Consider the following 15,632-nt stretch of genomic DNA (forward strand, 5'->3'; position numbering starts at 1 on the left):
CCCGGGCCGTGCTGGCGGCCGCGGCGGACGACCGCCGGTCGACCCGGGAGGCGCCGCTGGCCCTGCCCGACCCGGCGGGCGCGCTGCCCTCGGTCGCGACCGACGCGCCCGTGGACCTGGCCGTCGACGTGCTGCCGGTGCGGGACCGCGTGCTCGCCGCCCTGCGCGCCCACGCCACCCAGGTCCAGGCCGTCACGCCGCTCGACCACCCGGACGCGGTCGCCTGCTACGCCCTGTCGAACCTCGTGCTCGCCCCGGTGCTGCCGACCGAGTCGTACGTCTGGGCCCCCGGCGGCGCCCCGGCAGCCCCGCTCCCGCTGCCCGCGGACGCGCGCTGACCGACGCGTCGGGCCGCGAGGTAGCCTGACGCGCGTGCAGCCCCTGTCGACCCGGATGGTCCTCCGCGCCCTCGGCGCCCTGCTGCTCGGCGTCCTGGTCGGGACCGTCGGCACCGTCATGCACCGCTCGGCGCGGCCCTGGGGGGTCGTCGTCTGCCTGCTGCTGGTGCTGGCCGCCGCCGTGACCGTGCGCGCCTGGGGCGGCTGGGTCGCCTCGGTCGGGCTGCTGGTCGGGCTCTTCGGCAGCGTGCAGGTGCTGTCCGGGTTCGGCCCGGGCGGGGACGTGCTGGTGCCGGGCGGGGACGCCGCCCTCGGCTGGACGTGGGCGCTCGGGGCGCTGGCGGTGGCGCTCGCCGTGGCGCTCGCGCCGCGCCGCTGGTTCGCGGACGTGCCGCTGCGCCGCCGCCCGAGCGCCCCGTGACCGAGGTCGACCCGCTCTACGGGGACGGTGACGCCGGGGCCGCGGGCGCCGCCGCCACGGACGCGTTCCGCGCCGCGATGGGCCGGCTGCCCGCGGGGGTGGTCGTGGTGTCCGTCCGGTGGAAGGGCACCGACCACGCGATGACGGCCTCGGCGCTGACCTCGGTGTCGCTGGAGCCGCCGATGCTGCTGCTCTGCGTGCACCAGGACGCCCGGCTGCGGGACGCGCTGGACGACGTCGACACCTGGGCGGTGAGCGTGCTCGCGGACGACCAGGGCCCGGTGGCCGACTGGCTCGCCTCGCCGGGGCGCCCCGCGGTCGGCCAGCTGGACCGCGTGCCGCACGTCGCGGCGCCGCGGTCGGGCGCCGCGTGGGTGTCCGGCGCCGCCGCCTGGTTCGAGTGCCGGACCTCCCGGATCGTGCCGGCGGGGGACCACGACGTCGTGCTCGCGGACGTGCTCGAGTCGCGGGAGGGCGATCCCGGGGCGGGCTCGCTCGTCCACCTGCGCCGGCGGGTGCGCGGGCTGCGCTGACCGGCGGGGCACCGTTGCGAAGTCGTGACCTGCGAACCGGTCGAAAGCGGGACAGGGACCCAGGTCGGATCCGGGGTGCGGCCGTAGAATCGGCGGTCGCGGCGCCCTGATCCCGGTGCCGCGCACCGGCGAGGGGGAACCTGGATGGCGAAGGGCAGCGCGGAGGGCACCGAGCCCGCCGTGGACGGCGGCGGACCCGAGGAGTCGTGGTCCCCGCTGGACGAGTTCGAGCCCGAGCGCCCGCGGCGCCGACTGCGCACGGCGCTGATCGTCGGCGGCGTGGTCGTGCTGCTGGCCGGCGCGTACGTCGGCGCGTCCTTCGCCCTGGCCGACCGGGTCCCGCGCGGCACGACCGTCGCGGGCGTGGCCGTCGGCGGCATGTCCGCCGAGCGCGCGGAGCAGGTCCTGACCGACGAGCTGGGCGGCCTCGCCGCCGAGCCGGTGCCGGTGAGCGCGCAGGACATGTCCGGCACGGTCGACCCGGCCACCGCGGGCCTGACGTTCGACGCCGCGGCGACCGTCGACCGGCTGACCGGCGCGGACCTGCGCCCGCAGCGGCTGTGGCGGCACGTGGTGGGCGGCACCGCGGAGGAGCCGGTCACGGTCGTCGACGACACCGCGCTGGACGCGGCCGTCGAGTCGCTGTCCGGGACGCTCACCCTGGCGCCGGTGGACGGGTCGATCGCGTTCGCCGACGGGGAGGCGCACGCCGTCGCGGCCGAGGACGGCTGGGCGCTCGACGAGGACGCCGTCCGCACGACCCTGGCCCGCACGTGGCTCACCGCCGCGCGCCCGCTCGAGCTCGCCACCGAGGTGGTCGCCCCCGACATCACGCAGGAGGAGACCGACCGCGCGCTGCAGGACGTCGCCTCGCGGGTGGTCGCGGCGCCCGTCGCCGTGCAGGTCGCGGGCCAGACCGTCGAGCTGCCGGCGGACGTGCTGGGCGCCGCGGCGTCGATGGTGCCGCAGGACTCCGACCTGGTGCTGCAGCTGGACGGCGCGGCGCTGGTCGAGGCGGTGCTCGCGCGCTCGACGAACCTGCTCACCACCGCCTCGGACGCGCGCTTCGAGTTCCAGGACGGCGCACCGGTGATCGTGCCCGGCACGCCCGGCACCACCCTGGACCCGGCCGCGCTCGCGACCGCGGTCGCGCAGGCCACCCAGGCCGACCAGCGGGACGCCGCCGTCGAGCTCGTCGCGTCCGACCCGGCGCAGACCACCGAGGCGCTGCAGGCCCTCGGCGTCAACCAGGTCGTCGCCGAGTTCTCCACCCCGCTGACCTCGGAGCCGCGCCGCACGCAGAACATCGCCGCGGGCGCCGCCGCCATCTCCGGCACGCTGGTCCGCCCGGGGGAGACGTTCAGCCTGACCGACGCCCTCGGGCCGATCGACGCCGCGCACGGCTTCACCACCGCGGGCGCGATCGTGAGCGGCGAGCACACGGACGCGTGGGGCGGCGGGCTGTCCCAGCTGTCGACGACCACGTACAACGCCGCGTACTTCGCCGGCATGGAGGACGTGGAGCACAAGCCGCACTCCGAGTGGTTCACCCGGTACCCCGCGGGCCGCGAGGCGACGCTGTTCACCGGCACGCTGGACATGAGGTGGAAGAACACCACCCCGTACGGGGCGCTGGTCCAGGCGTACGTCGCGGACGGCAAGACGTGGGTGAAGATCTGGAGCACCCCGTACTTCGAGGTGAGCACCGAGGCCGGCCCGAAGACCAACGTCGTGCAGCCGACCACCGTGTACTCGCAGTCGCCGACCTGCTCGCCGCAGTCGGCGGGCAACCCGGGCTTCCGGATCACGAACACCCGGACCATCAAGCTCAACGGCGAGGTCGTCGCGGTCGAGCCGTCGACGTGGACCTACCGGGCGCAGAACAAGGTGGTCTGCGGCCCGGACCCGGCGACGGCGCCGCCGGCGGGCTGAGGTCCGCCGGTGCCCGGTGCGCCGCGGCGGCTCAGCGCCGCGGGCGGCGCTCCGGGGCCGGCGGCACGACCTTGCCCAGCGCGATCTCGGCGCCCGGCACCTGCACGTCGCCCGCCCGGCGGGTCCGGACGGTGACCCCGTCGTCGTCCACCGCCACCAGGTCGCCGAGCACGTCCGTGTAGGGCTGCGGCTCCCCGGCCGGGAGCCGACGGCGGACGACGACCCGCTGGCCCGGCCGCCAGGCGCGCCACGGGTCCGCGGCCGGGCCGCCGGCGCCGGGTCCCGCCGGGCCGCTCGCGTCGTCGCTGCTCACGTGTCGTCCCCGTCTCGTCGTGCCCTGCTGCGCCGGTCGTGCGCAGGTGAGCGATACTAGGAGCAGCCAGCCCGAGCCGACCCGGATCGCGCCCGGCCGCCGAGGCCGGGGCGCGTGGAGGACACCGTGACGTATGTGATCGCCCAGCCCTGCGTGGACGTCAAGGACAAGGCGTGCATCGAGGAGTGCCCGGTCGACTGCATCTACGAGGGCAAGCGGTCGCTGTACATCCACCCCGACGAGTGCGTGGACTGCGGCGCCTGCGAACCGGTCTGCCCCGTCGAGGCCATCTACTACGAGGACGACGTCCCCGAGCAGTGGAGCGAGTACTACAAGGCCAACGTCGAGTTCTTCGACGACCTGGGCTCGCCCGGCGGCGCCGCGAAGATGGGCGTGATCGACAAGGACCACCCCGTCATCGCCACCCTGCCGCTCCAGGTGCACGGCGAGTAGACCGCGTGGGCCTGCACACCGGCGCGCTGCCGGACTTCCCCTGGGACACCCTGACGGCGTACGGCGACCGGGCCCGGGCGCACCCGGACGGCATCGTCGACCTGTCCGTCGGCACGCCGGTCGACCCGACGCCCGAGGTCGTGCGGCGGGCGCTGGCGGACGCGGCCGACGCGCCGGGCTACCCGCAGACCTGGGGGACGCCCGCGCTGCGCGAGGCCGTCGTCGCCTGGTACGCCCGGCGCCGCGGCGTCCCCGGCCTCGACCCCGCGGGCGTGCTGCCGACGGTCGGGTCGAAGGAGCTCGTGGCGCTGCTGCCCGCGCTGCTGCGCCTGGGTGCCGGTGACCTGGTCGCGCACCCCGCCGCGGCGTACCCGACGTACGACGTCGGCGCGCGGCTGGCCGGCGCCGAGCCGGTCGCGACCGACGACCCGGCCGCGCTGCTGGCCGGACCGGACGGCGACCGGGTGCGCCTGGTGTGGCTGAACTCCCCGGGCAACCCGGACGGACGGGTCCTCGGGGTCGAGGAGCTGCGCGCGGTGGTCGAGGCCGCCCGCGCCGCCGCCGCCCGCACCGGCCGGCCGGTCGTCGTGGCGTCGGACGAGTGCTACGCCGAGCTGGCGTGGGACGAGCCGTGGGCGACCGACGGCGTGCCGAGCGTGCTGGACCCGCGGGTCGCCGGCGGCGACGTCACCGGGCTGCTCGCGCTGTACTCGCTGTCCAAGCAGTCGAATCTCGCGGGGTACCGGGCGGCGTTCGCCGCGGGCGACCCGGCGCTGGTCGGCGACCTGCTCGCCACCCGCAAGCACGTCGGCATGATCGTGCCCGCCCCGGTGCAGGCCGCGATGACCGTCGCGCTCGGCGACGACGCCCACGTGGCCGAGCAGCGCGAGAGGTACCGCGCCCGGCGCGCCACGCTGCTCGGGGCGCTGGGCGCCGCCGGGCTGGTCGTGGACCGGTCCGCCGCGGGGCTGTACCTGTGGGCCCGGCCGGCCGAGGGCGACGACGACTGCTGGGTCACCGTGGGCCGGCTCGCCGAGCGGGGGATCCTGGTCGCGCCGGGGTCGTTCTACGGCGCGCCGCGGCACGTGCGCGTGGCGCTGACCGGCACGGACGAGCGGATCGCGGCGGCCGCGGCGCGGCTCGCGGCGGTCGGCGCGCGCTGACCCCGCAGGCCGGTGCGCCGCGCCGCGACGGGGGCCCGCGCCCTGCGACACGGCGTGTGACTCTCGTCACAGCGCCTCGCGCTGCTCCGGGGATGGTTCCGCCCGCGGACGGCACGTAGCCTCGTCGCAGGCCGAGCCACCCCCGTGGCGCGCGCCCGCACCGCAGCGGCCGCCGGCACCTGACCTGCACGACCTCGCGGACCGGACCGAGGTCCGAGCCCCGCACACCGCCCGAGGAGGAGCGCCATGTCCGACGTCACCACCGAGCCTGTCCAGCTGGTCGTCGACGGCACCCCGCACGACCTGCCGGTGGTGCGCGCGACCGAGGGCAACGACGGCGTCGTCGTGTCGTCCCTGCTGCGCGAGACCGGCCTCGTCACCGTCGACCCCGGGTTCATGAACACGGCGTCCTGCGAGTCGCAGATCACCTACATCGACGGCGACGCGGGCATCCTGCGCTACCGCGGGTACCCGATCGACCAGCTCGCCGAGAAGTCCTCGTTCCTCGAGGTGGCGTACCTGCTCATCAACGGCGAGCTGCCCACGACGGACCAGCTCGAGGCGTTCGTCGAGCGGATCAACCGGCACACCTTCGTGCACGAGAACTTCCGCACCTTCATGGGGACCTTCCCGTCCGGCGCGCACCCGATGGCCGTCATGTCCTCGGCGATCAACGCGCTGCCGACGTTCTACCCGGAGTCGCTCGACCCGTTCGACCCGGCGACCGTCGAGCTCGCCACCGTGCTCATCCTCGCCAAGACGCGGACCATCACGTCGTACCTGCACCGCACGTCCCGCGGCGAGCCGCTGCTGTACCCGGACTACTCGCGCGGGTACATCGAGGACTTCCTGCGGATGACGTTCGCGATCCCGTACCAGCAGTACGACGTCGACCCCACGGTGGTGCGCGCGCTCGACAAGCTGCTCATCCTGCACGCCGACCACGAGCAGAACTGCTCGACGTCGACCGTCCGGATCGTCGGGTCCAGCCACGCCAACCTGTACGCGTCGGTCGCCGCGGGCATCAACGCGCTGTCCGGCCCGCTGCACGGCGGCGCCAACGAGGCGGTTCTGCGGATGCTCGCGGAGATCCAGGCGAACGGCGGCGACGCCACCGAGTTCATGCGCCGGGTCAAGAACAAGGAGCAGGGCGTCCGGCTCATGGGCTTCGGCCACCGGGTCTACAAGAACTACGACCCGCGCGCCGCCATCGTGAAGGAGAGCGCCGACGCCGTCCTCGCCGCCCTCGGCAAGGACAACGAGCTGCTGGACATCGCGCGCACCCTCGAGGAGATCGCGCTGTCCGACGAGTACTTCATCTCGCGCAAGCTGTACCCGAACGTCGACTTCTACACCGGCCTGATCTACAAGGCGATGGGCTTCGACGAGCGCATGTTCACCCCGCTGTTCGCGCTCGGCCGGATGCCCGGCTGGATCGCGCAGTGGCGGGAGATGATGACGGACCCGCAGACCAAGATCGGCCGGCCGCGCCAGGTGTACTCGGGCTCGCCGGAGCGGACCTTCGTCCCGGTCGAGGACCGCTGACGGCAGCACCGCCCGATCGGGCGAGCGCTTCCCCCGGATCGGGCCGGACGAACCGGTCAGAACACGACGAGCCGGACCGATCCGGGGAGCATGTCGCCCACTGAGGCCGCGCACCGTCGCGGCAGCAGCCGGCGGCCAGGACCCCGAGGGCGACGCGGGGTGCGGCCGACCGGTGTCGAGCGGGCCTTCGGGCCCGAGGAGATCATCGTCTCCAAGACCGACCCCAAGGGGGTCGTCACCTACGCGAACGACGTGTTCGTGCGCGTGAGCGGGTACCCCGAGGAGGAGATCCTCGGCAGCCCGCACAACCTCATCCGGCACCCGGCGATGCCGCGGGCGGTGTTCCGGCTGATGTGGGACGTCATCCCCACCGGCCAGGAGCTGTTCGCCTACGTGCTGAACCTCGCGGCGGACGGCGGGCACTACTGGGTGCTCGCCCACGTCACCGCCTCGCGCGGGCCGGGCGGGGCGGTCGTCGGGTACCACTCCAACCGCCGGTGGGTCCCGCCCGCCACGCAGCGCGCCGTCGGCGACCTCTACGCCCGGATCCGGGCCGCCGAGGACGCGCAGCCGAGCACCACGGAGGCGCTCGCCGCGGGCGCCGCGGCGCTCGGCGCCGCGCTGGACGACGCCGGGATGACGTACGACGAGTGGGTGTGGTCGCTCGCCGGCCGCGACGACGCCGACGGGGGTGCCGCATGACCGCGACGACGAGGGCGCTGCCCGTGCTGCCGGTGCCACCGGGTCCGGGGACAGCGGCCCCGGCGCGGGCGGGCCGGGACCGCCGGTGGTCCCGCTCCCGGGGCCCGGCCGCGGAGCCCGACGACGGCACCGCGGCGGCGCTGGCGGCGATCGCCGCGTTCTGCGACCGGATCGCGGCGGGCGACCTCGAGGGCCGGCTCGCCGCGCTCGACGGCGACGAGTCGGTGCAGCGCGCCCGCCGCTCCCTGAACCGGCTGGCCGACCTCGTGGACGCGTACGTCCGCGAGTCCCAGGCCTCGCTCGCCGCCGCCGGCGAGGGGCGGTTCCACCGGCGGTTCCTCCGCCGCGGCCTGCCCGGGGCGTTCCGGGAGGGCGCCGCGCGGATCGACGGCGCGCGCGCCGGGCTGGAGAGCGCCGCGACCCGCACCGCCCGGGACCAGGCGGAGCGCGGCGACCTCGCCGAGCGGCTGGTCGCCGTGGCCGAGCGGGTGGCGGAGAGCGCCCAGCGGCTCGCGTCGTCGGCCGCCGCGCTGGGGGCCGCGGCGGAGCAGGCGACGTCCGCGGCGCGCGACTCCCGGGAGACCGTCCGAGAGCTCGCCGACACCTCCGGGCAGATCGACGAGGCCGCGGGTCTGGTCAAGGCGATCGCCAGCCGCACCCGGCTGCTCGCGTTGAACGCGACCATCGAGGCCGCGCGGGCGGGGGAGGCCGGGCGCGGGTTCGCGGTCGTGGCCGAGGAGGTCCGGGCGCTCGCCGACGACTCGGCGGGCCGCTCCGACGACATCGCGCGGCAGGTGGCCGAGGCGCAGGCGGTGGCCGAGGACGCCGGCCGCGCCATCGGGCGGATCGACGAGATCGTGGCGGGGATGTCGGGCCAGGTCGAGGCGGTCGCGGCCGCGGCGGGCGGCGGCGCCGGCTCGGGCGCCGGCCTGGCGGAGCTCGCGGAGCAGCTCCGGGAGGAGATCACGGCCTTCGCGGCCCTCCGCTGACCCCGGACCCCCGCCCCCCCCGGACCCCCGCCCCCCCGGACCCCCGCCCCCCCGGACCCCCGCCCCCCGGACCCCGGACCCCCGCCCCCCGGACCCCCGGAGCGCGCGAGATCGGTGGTTCCGCGCGAGATCGGTGGCTGCACGCACCGATCTCGGCGGGAAACGCCGATCTCGACGGGGCGGGTGCCGGGCACGAGAGTGTGCTCGCGTCCGACCTGGCGGGGCGGGTGCCTCGCCTCAGGGGGCAGGGGCGAGGGTGAGCGCGACCGTGCCCCCGGGGGCGGCGCCGGCCGCGGGGGCGCCCGCGGTCCAGCCGTCGCCCGCGCGGTCCCACCGGCTGTCGCCGACCTCGACGGCGTCGACGCCCAGCGCCTGGGCCGCGGCCACCGACCACTGCGCGACCGCCCAGGCGGCGCGCGCCGGGTCGCCCCCGGTCGCGGCGGTCAGCCCCGCGACGTCCAGCAGCACGACCGGGCCCGCCGTGCCGTCGGCGGAGGCGTCCACGGCCGCCGACACCGCGCCGCCGAAGTCCCGCTGCACCCGCGCCACCACGGCGTCGACGTCGCCCGGCTCCGCGGGGTCGAGGTCGCAGTCCAGGGCGGCGGGGGTCCAGCCGGTGAGCGCCGACGCCCACGCCCGGGACCGGCCCTCGTGCTGGGCGTACGCGTCGGGGAACCCTGAGCGCTGCACCGCCTGCGCGGCCTCGGTCACGGGCAGCTCGGTGTACCCGGGCACCGCGACCAGGCCGTCGTAGAACTTCCCGGTCGAGTACACCGGGTCCATGATCTGCTCGACCGTGCCCCAGCCCTGCGACGGCCGCTGCTGGAACAGCCCGACGGAGTCGCGGTCGCCGTAGTCGATGTTGATCAGCCGGGACTCCTGCAGCGCGGTGGCGAGCCCGATCGTGACGGCGCGGGCGGGCAGCCCGCGCTGCGCCGCGGTGGCGGAGATCAGCGCGGCGTTGTCGGCCTGGTCCGCGGACAGCGCCCACGCCGTGCCGTCGACGGTCGCGGTGCACCGCCGGGACGCGGGCGCGGGGGAGGTCCCGCCGAGGGCCCACACCACCGCGCCGACCGCCCCGGCCAGCAGGACGAGCGCGGCCAGCGCCGCGCAGCCGAGGCGCGAGGCCGTGCTGCGGCGGCGGGACACGGCGTCAGTTCGCGTGCAGGGCGGCGTTGAGCGTGATGCCGGTGCCCGTGCGGGCGACGGCCTCGACACCGCCGGTGAGCGAGTTGCGGCGGAACAGCACGCCGTCGGAGCCGGACAGCTCGCGGGCCTTGACGACCCGCGGGGTGCCGTCGGCGCCGGTCTCGCCGACCAGGGCGACCTTGGTGCCGGCCGTCAGGTACAGGCCGGCCTCCACCACGCAGTCGTCGCCGAGCGAGACGCCGAGGCCGGCGTTCGCGCCGAGCAGGGAGCGCTCGCCGATCGACACCCGCTCGCGGCCGCCGCCGGACAGGGTGCCCATGATGGACGCGCCGCCGCCGATGTCGCTGCCCTCGCCCACGACGACGCCCTGGGAGATGCGGCCCTCGACCATGGACGTGCCGAGGGTGCCCGCGTTGAAGTTCACGAAGCCCTCGTGCATGACGGTCGTGCCGGACGCGAGGTGCGCGCCGAGCCGCACCCGGTCCGCGTCGGCGACCCGCACGCCCTCGGGCAGCACGTAGTCGACCATCCGCGGGAACTTGTCGACGCCGAACACGGTCACCGGGCGGCCGGTCGCGGCGCGCAGCCGCGCGCGGGTGGTCTCGAACCCGTCGACCGCGCACGGGCCGTGGTCGGTCCACACGACGTTCGGCAGCACCGCGAAGATGCCGTCGAGGTTGAGCGTGTTCGGCGCCGCGAGCCGGTGGGACAGCAGGTGCAGCCGCAGGTAGGCGTCGGCCGTGTCGACGGGCTCGGCGTCCAGGTCGATCACCGTCAGCACCGTCTCCGTGCGCACGCCGCGCGCCGGGTCCGCGGCGACCAGGGCCGCGAGCTCCTCGGGGCACTCCGCGGCGGCGGGCACGTCGCCCAGCGCGGGCTGCGGGTACCAGGTGTCGAGCACGAGGGAGTCGGTGACGGTGGCCAGGCCCCATGCCCAGGCGGTGCGGTCGGTCATGGCGTCCAGCCTAGGGGCCCCCGGCGTGGTGGTGACCGCGCGCCGGTAGGGTCGCGGGGGTGACGACGACCACCCCGCTGGACCTCACCGCCGACCTCACGACCCTCACCGCCGCGATCTGCGACATCGCCTCCGTGAGCGGCGACGAGGGGGCGCTGGCCGACGCGGTCGAGGCGGCCCTGCGTGGTCACCCGCACCTGGAGGTGCTGCGCGACGGCGACGCGGTGGTCGCCCGCACGCACCTCGGCCGGGGCTCCCGGGTCGTGGTCGCGGGGCACATCGACACCGTCCCGGTCACGCAGGACCCCGCGAACCTCCCGACCCGGCTCGAGGGCTCCGGCGACGACGCGGTGCTCTGGGGGCGCGGGACCGTCGACATGAAGGGCGGCGTGGCGGTGCAGCTGGCGCTCGCGGCCGCGCTGACCGAGCCGACCCGGGACGTCACCTGGGTGTTCTACGACCACGAGGAGGTCGAGGCGGCGCTCAACGGCCTCGGCCGGATCGCGCGGCAGCACCCGGACTGGCTGGCCGCCGACTTCGCCGTCCTGTGCGAGCCGACCGACGCCGGCCTGGAGGGCGGCTGCAACGGCACGCTGCGGGCCGAGGTCCGGGTGCCGGGCGTGGCGGCGCACTCGGCGCGGGCGTGGACCGGGGTGAACGCCATCCACGGCGCGGCCCCGGTGCTCGCGCGGCTGGCGGCGTACGAGCCCGCCTCCGTCGAGGTGGACGGCCTGGTGTACCGCGAGGGCCTGAACGCCGTCCTGATCAGCGGCGGCGTCGCGACCAACGTCGTCCCGGACCGGTGCGTCGTCACCGTGAACTACCGGTTCGCGCCGTCGCGGTCGGTGGCGGAGGCGGAGGCGCACGTCCGGGACCTGTTCGAGGGCTTCGAGGTCGTCGTCACGGACGCCGCCGCCGGCGCCCGCCCGGGGCTGGACGACCCCGCGGCCGCCGAGTTCGCCGCCGCGGTGCTCGGCGTCACCGGCGGCGCCCCGGCGCCCAAGTACGGCTGGACGGACGTCGCGCGGTTCTCCGCGCTCGGGGTGCCCGCGGTGAACTTCGGCCCGGGCGACCCGCTGCTGGCGCACAAGGACGACGAGCGGCTGCCGGTCGCCCAGCTCCGGCTGTGCCACGACGCGCTCCGGGCCTGGCTGACGGCCTGACGCCGCCGCCACCGGGGGTTCACCCGCCCGACCCCGGGGGTGCCCGTGCGTGCCCCGGCGCGGACCGTAGAGTCGGGGCCATGAGCGACGACGGCGTTCCCGTGCCGGGTTCGGGCTACCGCAAGGGCCCCGTGCTGCTGCGACGCGGGCAGATCCCCACCAGCACCTCCGACCAGCGGCTGCTGTCCGGCGGCGACGGCGCCGACTGGCTGCACAGCGACCCGTGGCGGGTCATGCGGATCCAGAGCGAGTTCGTCGAGGGCTTCGGGGCGCTCGCCGAGCTCGGCCCGGCCGTCAGCGTGTTCGGCTCCGCCCGCACGCTGCCCGAGCACCCGGACTTCGCGCTGGGCGAGGAGGTCGGCCGCCTGCTGGCCGACGCCGGCTACGCGGTGATCACCGGCGGCGGCCCCGGCATCATGTCCGCCGCGAACAAGGGGGCCTCCGAGGCGGGCGGCCTGTCGGTCGGCCTCGGCATCGAGCTGCCGTTCGAGCAGGGCATGAACCCGTGGGTCGACCTCGGGGTCAACTTCCGGTACTTCTTCGCCCGCAAGACCATGTTCGTGAAGTACGCCGAGGGCTTCATCGTGCTGCCCGGCGGGTTCGGCACCTTCGACGAGCTGTTCGAGGCCTTGACGCTCGTCCAGACGCACAAGGTCACCGAGTTCCCGATCGTCCTGGTGGGCACCGACTACTGGCAGGGGCTGCTCGACTGGCTGGGCGGCCCGGTGCTGGGCCGCGGCATGATCCGCGAGGCGGATCTCGAGCTGATCCGGCTGGTCGACGACCCGGAGGAGGCCGTGCGCATCGTGCGCGACCGCGGGGCGGAGCTGCGCGCCGCCGAGCGGGCGGCGGCCGAGGCGGCCGAGCGGGCGCAGGAGGAGGCCGAGGCGGAGGTGGCCGACGAGGCGGAGGACGCCCCGGGTGGGCGCTGAGCCCGAGCCCGGAACCGCCGGGCCGGCGGACGTCCCCGCAGCCCAGGTCCCCGCACCGGGCGTCCCCGCGGCCGGCGCGCCGCTGCTGCTGCGCGGCCGCTGGTTCGGCCCCGCCCACCCCGTCGTCATGGCCGTGGTGAACCGCACGCCGGACTCGTTCTACGCCGCCGCGCGCCACGACGACGCGGGCGCCGACGCGGCCGTCGCGCGCGCCGAGGAGGAGGGCGCCGACCTGGTCGACCTCGGCGGGGTGCGCGCCGGTCGCGGGCCGGCGGTCGACGTCGCCGAGGAGATCGCCCGGGTCGTGCCGCTCGTCGAGCGCGTCCGGCGGCGGCACCCGGACCTGCTGGTGAGCGTCGACACCTGGCGCGCCGAGGTCGCGCGCGCCGCGGCCGACGCGGGCGCCGACCTGCTCAACGACACCTGGGCCGGGCACGACCCCGCGCTGGTGGAGGTCGCCGCCGAGCGCGGGCTGGGCGTGGTCTGCTCGCACACCGGCGGGCTGCCGCCGCGGACCGACCCGCTGCGGGTGTCGTACCCGCTGCCGCCGGACGCGCCCGCCGGCGCCGACCCGCGGGACGGGGTGCTGCTCGACGTGCTCGCGACGCTGCGTGCCGCGGCGGCGCGGGCCGTGGACCTCGGGGTGCACCCGGCGAGCGTGCTGGTCGACCCGACCCACGACTTCGGCAAGAGCACCTGGCACTCGCTGCACCTCGTCCGGCGCACCGCCGCGCTCACCGCGCTCGGGCACCCGGTGCTCGTCGCCCTGTCCCGCAAGGACTTCGTGGGGGAGACGCTCGACCTGCCGCCGGAGGACCGGCTCGAGGGGACGCTCGCCGCGACGTCGCTGGCCGCCTGGCTGGGCGCGCGGGTGTTCCGGGCGCACGACGTCCGGGCCACCCGGCGGACGGTGGACATGGTCGCGGCGCTGCGCGGGGACGCCCCGCCGGCGAGGGCCGTGCGGGGCCTGGCGTGACGGCCGGGCGCGGGCCCGGCACCGGGAGCGCGACCCGCGCGGCGGCCCCCGCGCGCCGCCCCCTCGACCCCCGCACCTGGCCCTGGTGGGTGCAGGCGCTGGCGGTGTACGCCGCGGCCCGCGCGTTCTCCGCCGTCGTGCTCCTCGTCGTCGCCGCCCGGCAGGTGGCGAGCGGCTGGACCGGCGCGTCCCCGGGGTACGCCGACTACACGGGCCTGATGTGGGACGCGACCTGGTACCGGACGATCGCCGAGGGCGGCTACCCGGCGGAGCTCCCGGTGGGCGCCGACGGCCTGGTGCAGCAGAACGCGTGGGCGTTCTTCCCGCTCTACCCGTTCCTGGTGCGCGCCGTGATGACGATCACCGGCGGGTCGTGGGCGGTCGTCGCCCCGACGGTCTCGCTGCTCGCGGGTGCGGGTGCGGTGCTGCTGGTGCACCGGGTGGTGGTGCGGGGGGCGCCGCGCGCGGTCGCCGCCCGGCCGGGCCTGCCGCTGGCGACCGTGCTGCTGGTCAGCGTCTTCCCGACGTCGGTGGTGCTGCAGGTCGGCTACACCGAGTCGCTGGCGCTGCTGCTGGTCGCCGCCTCGCTGCTCGCGGTCGTCACCCGGAGGTACGGCTGGGCGTGCGCCGCGGTGCTGGCGCTCGGGTTCACCCGCGCGGTCGCGCTGCCCATGGTGGTCGTGGTCGCGGTGCACGCGCTGGTGCGCTGGCGGGAGTGGCGCGCCGCCGGGGAGCGACCCCGCGGCCGGGACCTCGCGGGGATCGCGGCCCTCGGGGCCGCCGCCGTGGTGTCGGGCGTCGCGTGGGTCGCGATCTGCGGCTGGGTCACCGGCGTGCCCGACGCGTACCTGCAGACGCAGGAGGCGTGGCGCGGCGCCGCCACGACCGCGCCGTTCGCCGGGTGGTCGTACGTGCCCGCGTTCTGGTTCGGCGACGCGGCGCCGCTCGTGGTGCTCGGCGCTGCCGCGTTCGTCCTCGCGTGCCTGGTCACGCCGTCGGCGTGGCGGCTCGGCCGGGAGCTGCACGCCTGGTCGGCGGCGTACCTGCTGTACCTCGCGGCGGCGGTCGAGCCGGGGAGCAGCCTCGCCCGGTTCCTGCTGCTGGCGTTCCCGCTGGGCGCCGCGACCGCGGGCGTGGTGACCCGGCCGCGCGCGGCCCGGTGGACGTGGACCGGCGCCGTCGTGGTGCTGATGCTCGTGCTCCAGGTGGTGTGGGTCTGGCACATCTGGCGGTTCGTGCCGCCGTCGGGCTGGCCGCCGTGACCCGCCGCCGCGGCACCGTCCGCCCGGCACCGCGGGGGCGCCGCGACCCCGCCGCAGGGGCCTGACGAGCGGCTTGACGCACCCGTCGGGCCGGGACGGCCCCGCCTTGTCGCCCCGGTGAACTAGACTGCGGGTTGGACATCCGGGAGCCGGAGGCCCGCATCCGCCCGTCCCGCCCCCCGCGGACGCGGCGGCACCGGGCGCCCGGACGCCCAGCTGACGACGCGAAGGAGAGCCCCGCATGGCCGCGATGAAGCCGAGGACTGGTGACGGTCCGCTCGAGGTGACCAAGGAGGGCCGCGGCATCGTCATGCGGGTCCCGCTCGAGGGCGGTGGCCGACTCGTCGTCGAGCTCAACGCGACCGAGGCGCAGGAGCTCGGCGAGGCCCTGACCTCCGTCGTCTCCTGACCACGCGGGGCTCGCTTCCGACGTGGCTCGTTCCCTGACCCCGCCCCCGGTGCGCATCGGCCGCGCGGTCCCGGCGGTCGGCCTCGCGGCCGGCTCGCTGGCGACCTCCGAGCTGCTGCTCGAGGCCGACGTCGACGCGGTGGCCGTCCCGGTCGCACCGCCGGCGCCGGACGACACCGACCTCCAGCCGAGGCGCGGCACCGCGGACGCGGCGGCGCGCTACGGCATCGACCTGGCCGAGCTCGCCGAGCGGGCCGGCCTGACCGGCGCCGCCGGCGAGGCGTGGACGCTGCTGCTGCCGCGACCCGTCGGCAGCGGCGGCGGCGACCTGCCCTGGGCGGGCCTGCCGCGCCGCCTGGTGCTGGTCGGCGTCGGCGGCGGCACGCCGGAGCTCGTC

Annotated in this window: 16 protein-coding genes and 2 pseudogenes; 15 read left to right on the forward strand and 3 right to left on the reverse strand. The window is 76.8% G+C overall.

Going from position 1 to position 15,632, the window contains the following annotated elements:
* The 4 genes and pseudogenes from FA014_RS19990 to FA014_RS11630 all read left to right on the forward strand — a co-directional run.
* Nucleotides 1-338: pseudogene (locus FA014_RS19990) on the forward strand (GlcNAc-PI de-N-acetylase); the annotation flags it as partial.
* 34 nt (nucleotides 339-372) lie between these two features.
* Entirely contained in the window at nucleotides 373-759 is a 387-nt protein-coding gene (locus FA014_RS11620) for a hypothetical protein (protein ID WP_154729842.1), read from the forward strand.
* Nucleotides 756-1,292, forward strand: coding sequence for a flavin reductase family protein (locus FA014_RS11625; protein ID WP_230323091.1), 537 nt, complete (start codon nucleotides 756-758; stop codon nucleotides 1,290-1,292). The genes FA014_RS11620 and FA014_RS11625 overlap by 4 nt, the downstream gene beginning before the upstream one ends.
* A gap of 144 nt (nucleotides 1,293-1,436) precedes the next feature.
* Nucleotides 1,437-3,224, forward strand: a complete 1,788-nt coding sequence (locus FA014_RS11630; protein ID WP_154729843.1) for a VanW family protein — start codon at nucleotides 1,437-1,439, stop codon at nucleotides 3,222-3,224.
* Nucleotides 3,225-3,255: 31 nt separating this feature from the next.
* Here FA014_RS11630 and FA014_RS11635 read toward each other — a convergent pair whose 3' ends face one another.
* The gene (locus FA014_RS11635) at nucleotides 3,256-3,537 is read right to left on the reverse strand and encodes a putative acetyltransferase (protein WP_154729844.1); all 282 of its coding nucleotides are present in this window, start codon (nucleotides 3,535-3,537) and stop codon (nucleotides 3,256-3,258) included.
* Nucleotides 3,538-3,663: 126 nt separating this feature from the next.
* Between FA014_RS11635 and fdxA the strand changes: the two genes are divergently transcribed.
* From fdxA to FA014_RS11660, 5 genes are all read left to right on the forward strand, one after another.
* Nucleotides 3,664-3,990, forward strand: a complete 327-nt coding sequence (gene fdxA, locus FA014_RS11640) for a ferredoxin (protein ID WP_154729855.1) — start codon at nucleotides 3,664-3,666, stop codon at nucleotides 3,988-3,990.
* A gap of 5 nt (nucleotides 3,991-3,995) precedes the next feature.
* Nucleotides 3,996-5,153: a succinyldiaminopimelate transaminase gene (dapC, locus tag FA014_RS11645; RefSeq protein WP_154729845.1), complete on the forward strand. Its 1,158-nt coding sequence runs from the start codon at nucleotides 3,996-3,998 to the stop codon at nucleotides 5,151-5,153.
* Nucleotides 5,154-5,399: 246 nt separating this feature from the next.
* Complete coding sequence (locus tag FA014_RS11650; RefSeq protein WP_154729846.1) at nucleotides 5,400-6,698, forward strand: citrate synthase; 1,299 nt, start codon at nucleotides 5,400-5,402, stop codon at nucleotides 6,696-6,698.
* Between the two features lie 159 nt (nucleotides 6,699-6,857).
* Nucleotides 6,858-7,400, forward strand: a complete 543-nt coding sequence (locus tag FA014_RS11655) for a PAS domain-containing protein (RefSeq protein ID WP_230323092.1) — start codon at nucleotides 6,858-6,860, stop codon at nucleotides 7,398-7,400.
* Nucleotides 7,397-8,389, forward strand: a complete 993-nt coding sequence (locus FA014_RS11660; RefSeq protein ID WP_154729848.1) for a methyl-accepting chemotaxis protein — start codon at nucleotides 7,397-7,399, stop codon at nucleotides 8,387-8,389. The genes FA014_RS11655 and FA014_RS11660 overlap by 4 nt, the downstream gene beginning before the upstream one ends.
* Before the next feature lie 237 nt (nucleotides 8,390-8,626).
* On the opposite strand, the gene FA014_RS11665 is transcribed toward FA014_RS11660, so the two are convergent.
* Together FA014_RS11665 and dapD are read right to left on the reverse strand one after the other, a co-directional pair.
* Nucleotides 8,627-9,538, reverse strand: a complete 912-nt coding sequence (locus FA014_RS11665) for a hypothetical protein (protein ID WP_230323093.1) — start codon at nucleotides 9,536-9,538, stop codon at nucleotides 8,627-8,629.
* A 4-nt stretch (nucleotides 9,539-9,542) separates the two neighbouring features.
* Entirely contained in the window at nucleotides 9,543-10,493 is a 951-nt protein-coding gene (dapD, locus tag FA014_RS11670) for a 2,3,4,5-tetrahydropyridine-2,6-dicarboxylate N-succinyltransferase (RefSeq protein WP_154729849.1), read from the reverse strand.
* A 59-nt stretch (nucleotides 10,494-10,552) separates the two neighbouring features.
* Here dapD and dapE point away from each other — a divergent pair, with 59 nt between their 5' ends.
* The 6 genes and pseudogenes from dapE to FA014_RS11700 form a co-directional block, all read left to right on the forward strand.
* Nucleotides 10,553-11,656 (forward strand): succinyl-diaminopimelate desuccinylase, encoded by a 1,104-nt coding sequence (gene dapE / locus FA014_RS11675; RefSeq protein WP_154729850.1) that lies wholly within the window; start codon nucleotides 10,553-10,555, stop codon nucleotides 11,654-11,656.
* Between the two features lie 80 nt (nucleotides 11,657-11,736).
* Nucleotides 11,737-12,588 carry a TIGR00730 family Rossman fold protein gene (locus tag FA014_RS11680; RefSeq protein WP_154729851.1) on the forward strand — a complete coding sequence of 284 codons (852 nt, stop codon included), beginning with the start codon at nucleotides 11,737-11,739 and terminating at the stop codon, nucleotides 12,586-12,588.
* Nucleotides 12,578-13,564: a dihydropteroate synthase gene (gene folP, locus FA014_RS11685; RefSeq protein WP_154729852.1), complete on the forward strand. Its 987-nt coding sequence runs from the start codon at nucleotides 12,578-12,580 to the stop codon at nucleotides 13,562-13,564. The genes FA014_RS11680 and folP overlap by 11 nt, the downstream gene beginning before the upstream one ends.
* A complete protein-coding gene (locus FA014_RS11690; protein WP_154729853.1) occupies nucleotides 13,561-14,826 on the forward strand; it encodes a hypothetical protein in 1,266 nt (421 codons plus the stop codon). The genes folP and FA014_RS11690 overlap by 4 nt, the downstream gene beginning before the upstream one ends.
* Nucleotides 14,827-15,067: 241 nt before the next feature.
* Nucleotides 15,068-15,235, forward strand: coding sequence for a DUF3117 domain-containing protein (locus tag FA014_RS11695; RefSeq protein ID WP_082812748.1), 168 nt, complete (start codon nucleotides 15,068-15,070; stop codon nucleotides 15,233-15,235).
* Between the two features lie 22 nt (nucleotides 15,236-15,257).
* Nucleotides 15,258-15,632 (forward strand): annotated as a pseudogene (locus FA014_RS11700) (leucyl aminopeptidase family protein); the annotation flags it as partial.

It is taken from the genome of Cellulomonas hominis (genome assembly GCF_005239125.1).
Lineage (GTDB): Bacteria > Actinomycetota > Actinomycetes > Actinomycetales > Cellulomonadaceae > Cellulomonas > Cellulomonas hominis_A.

Excerpts from the sequence above, each read along its gene's own strand:
- FA014_RS11630 (WP_154729843.1), top strand. The coding sequence starts at position 1,437 with ATGGCGAAGGGCAGCGCGGAGGGCACCGAGCCCGCCGTGGACGGCGGC.
- FA014_RS11650 (WP_154729846.1), top strand. The coding sequence starts at position 5,400 with ATGTCCGACGTCACCACCGAGCCTGTCCAGCTGGTCGTCGACGGCACC.
- FA014_RS11660 (WP_154729848.1), top strand. The coding sequence starts at position 7,397 with ATGACCGCGACGACGAGGGCGCTGCCCGTGCTGCCGGTGCCACCGGGT.
- dapD (WP_154729849.1), bottom strand. The coding sequence starts at position 10,493 with ATGACCGACCGCACCGCCTGGGCATGGGGCCTGGCCACCGTCACCGAC.
- FA014_RS11680 (WP_154729851.1), top strand. The coding sequence starts at position 11,737 with ATGAGCGACGACGGCGTTCCCGTGCCGGGTTCGGGCTACCGCAAGGGC.
- FA014_RS11695 (WP_082812748.1), top strand. The coding sequence starts at position 15,068 with ATGGCCGCGATGAAGCCGAGGACTGGTGACGGTCCGCTCGAGGTGACC.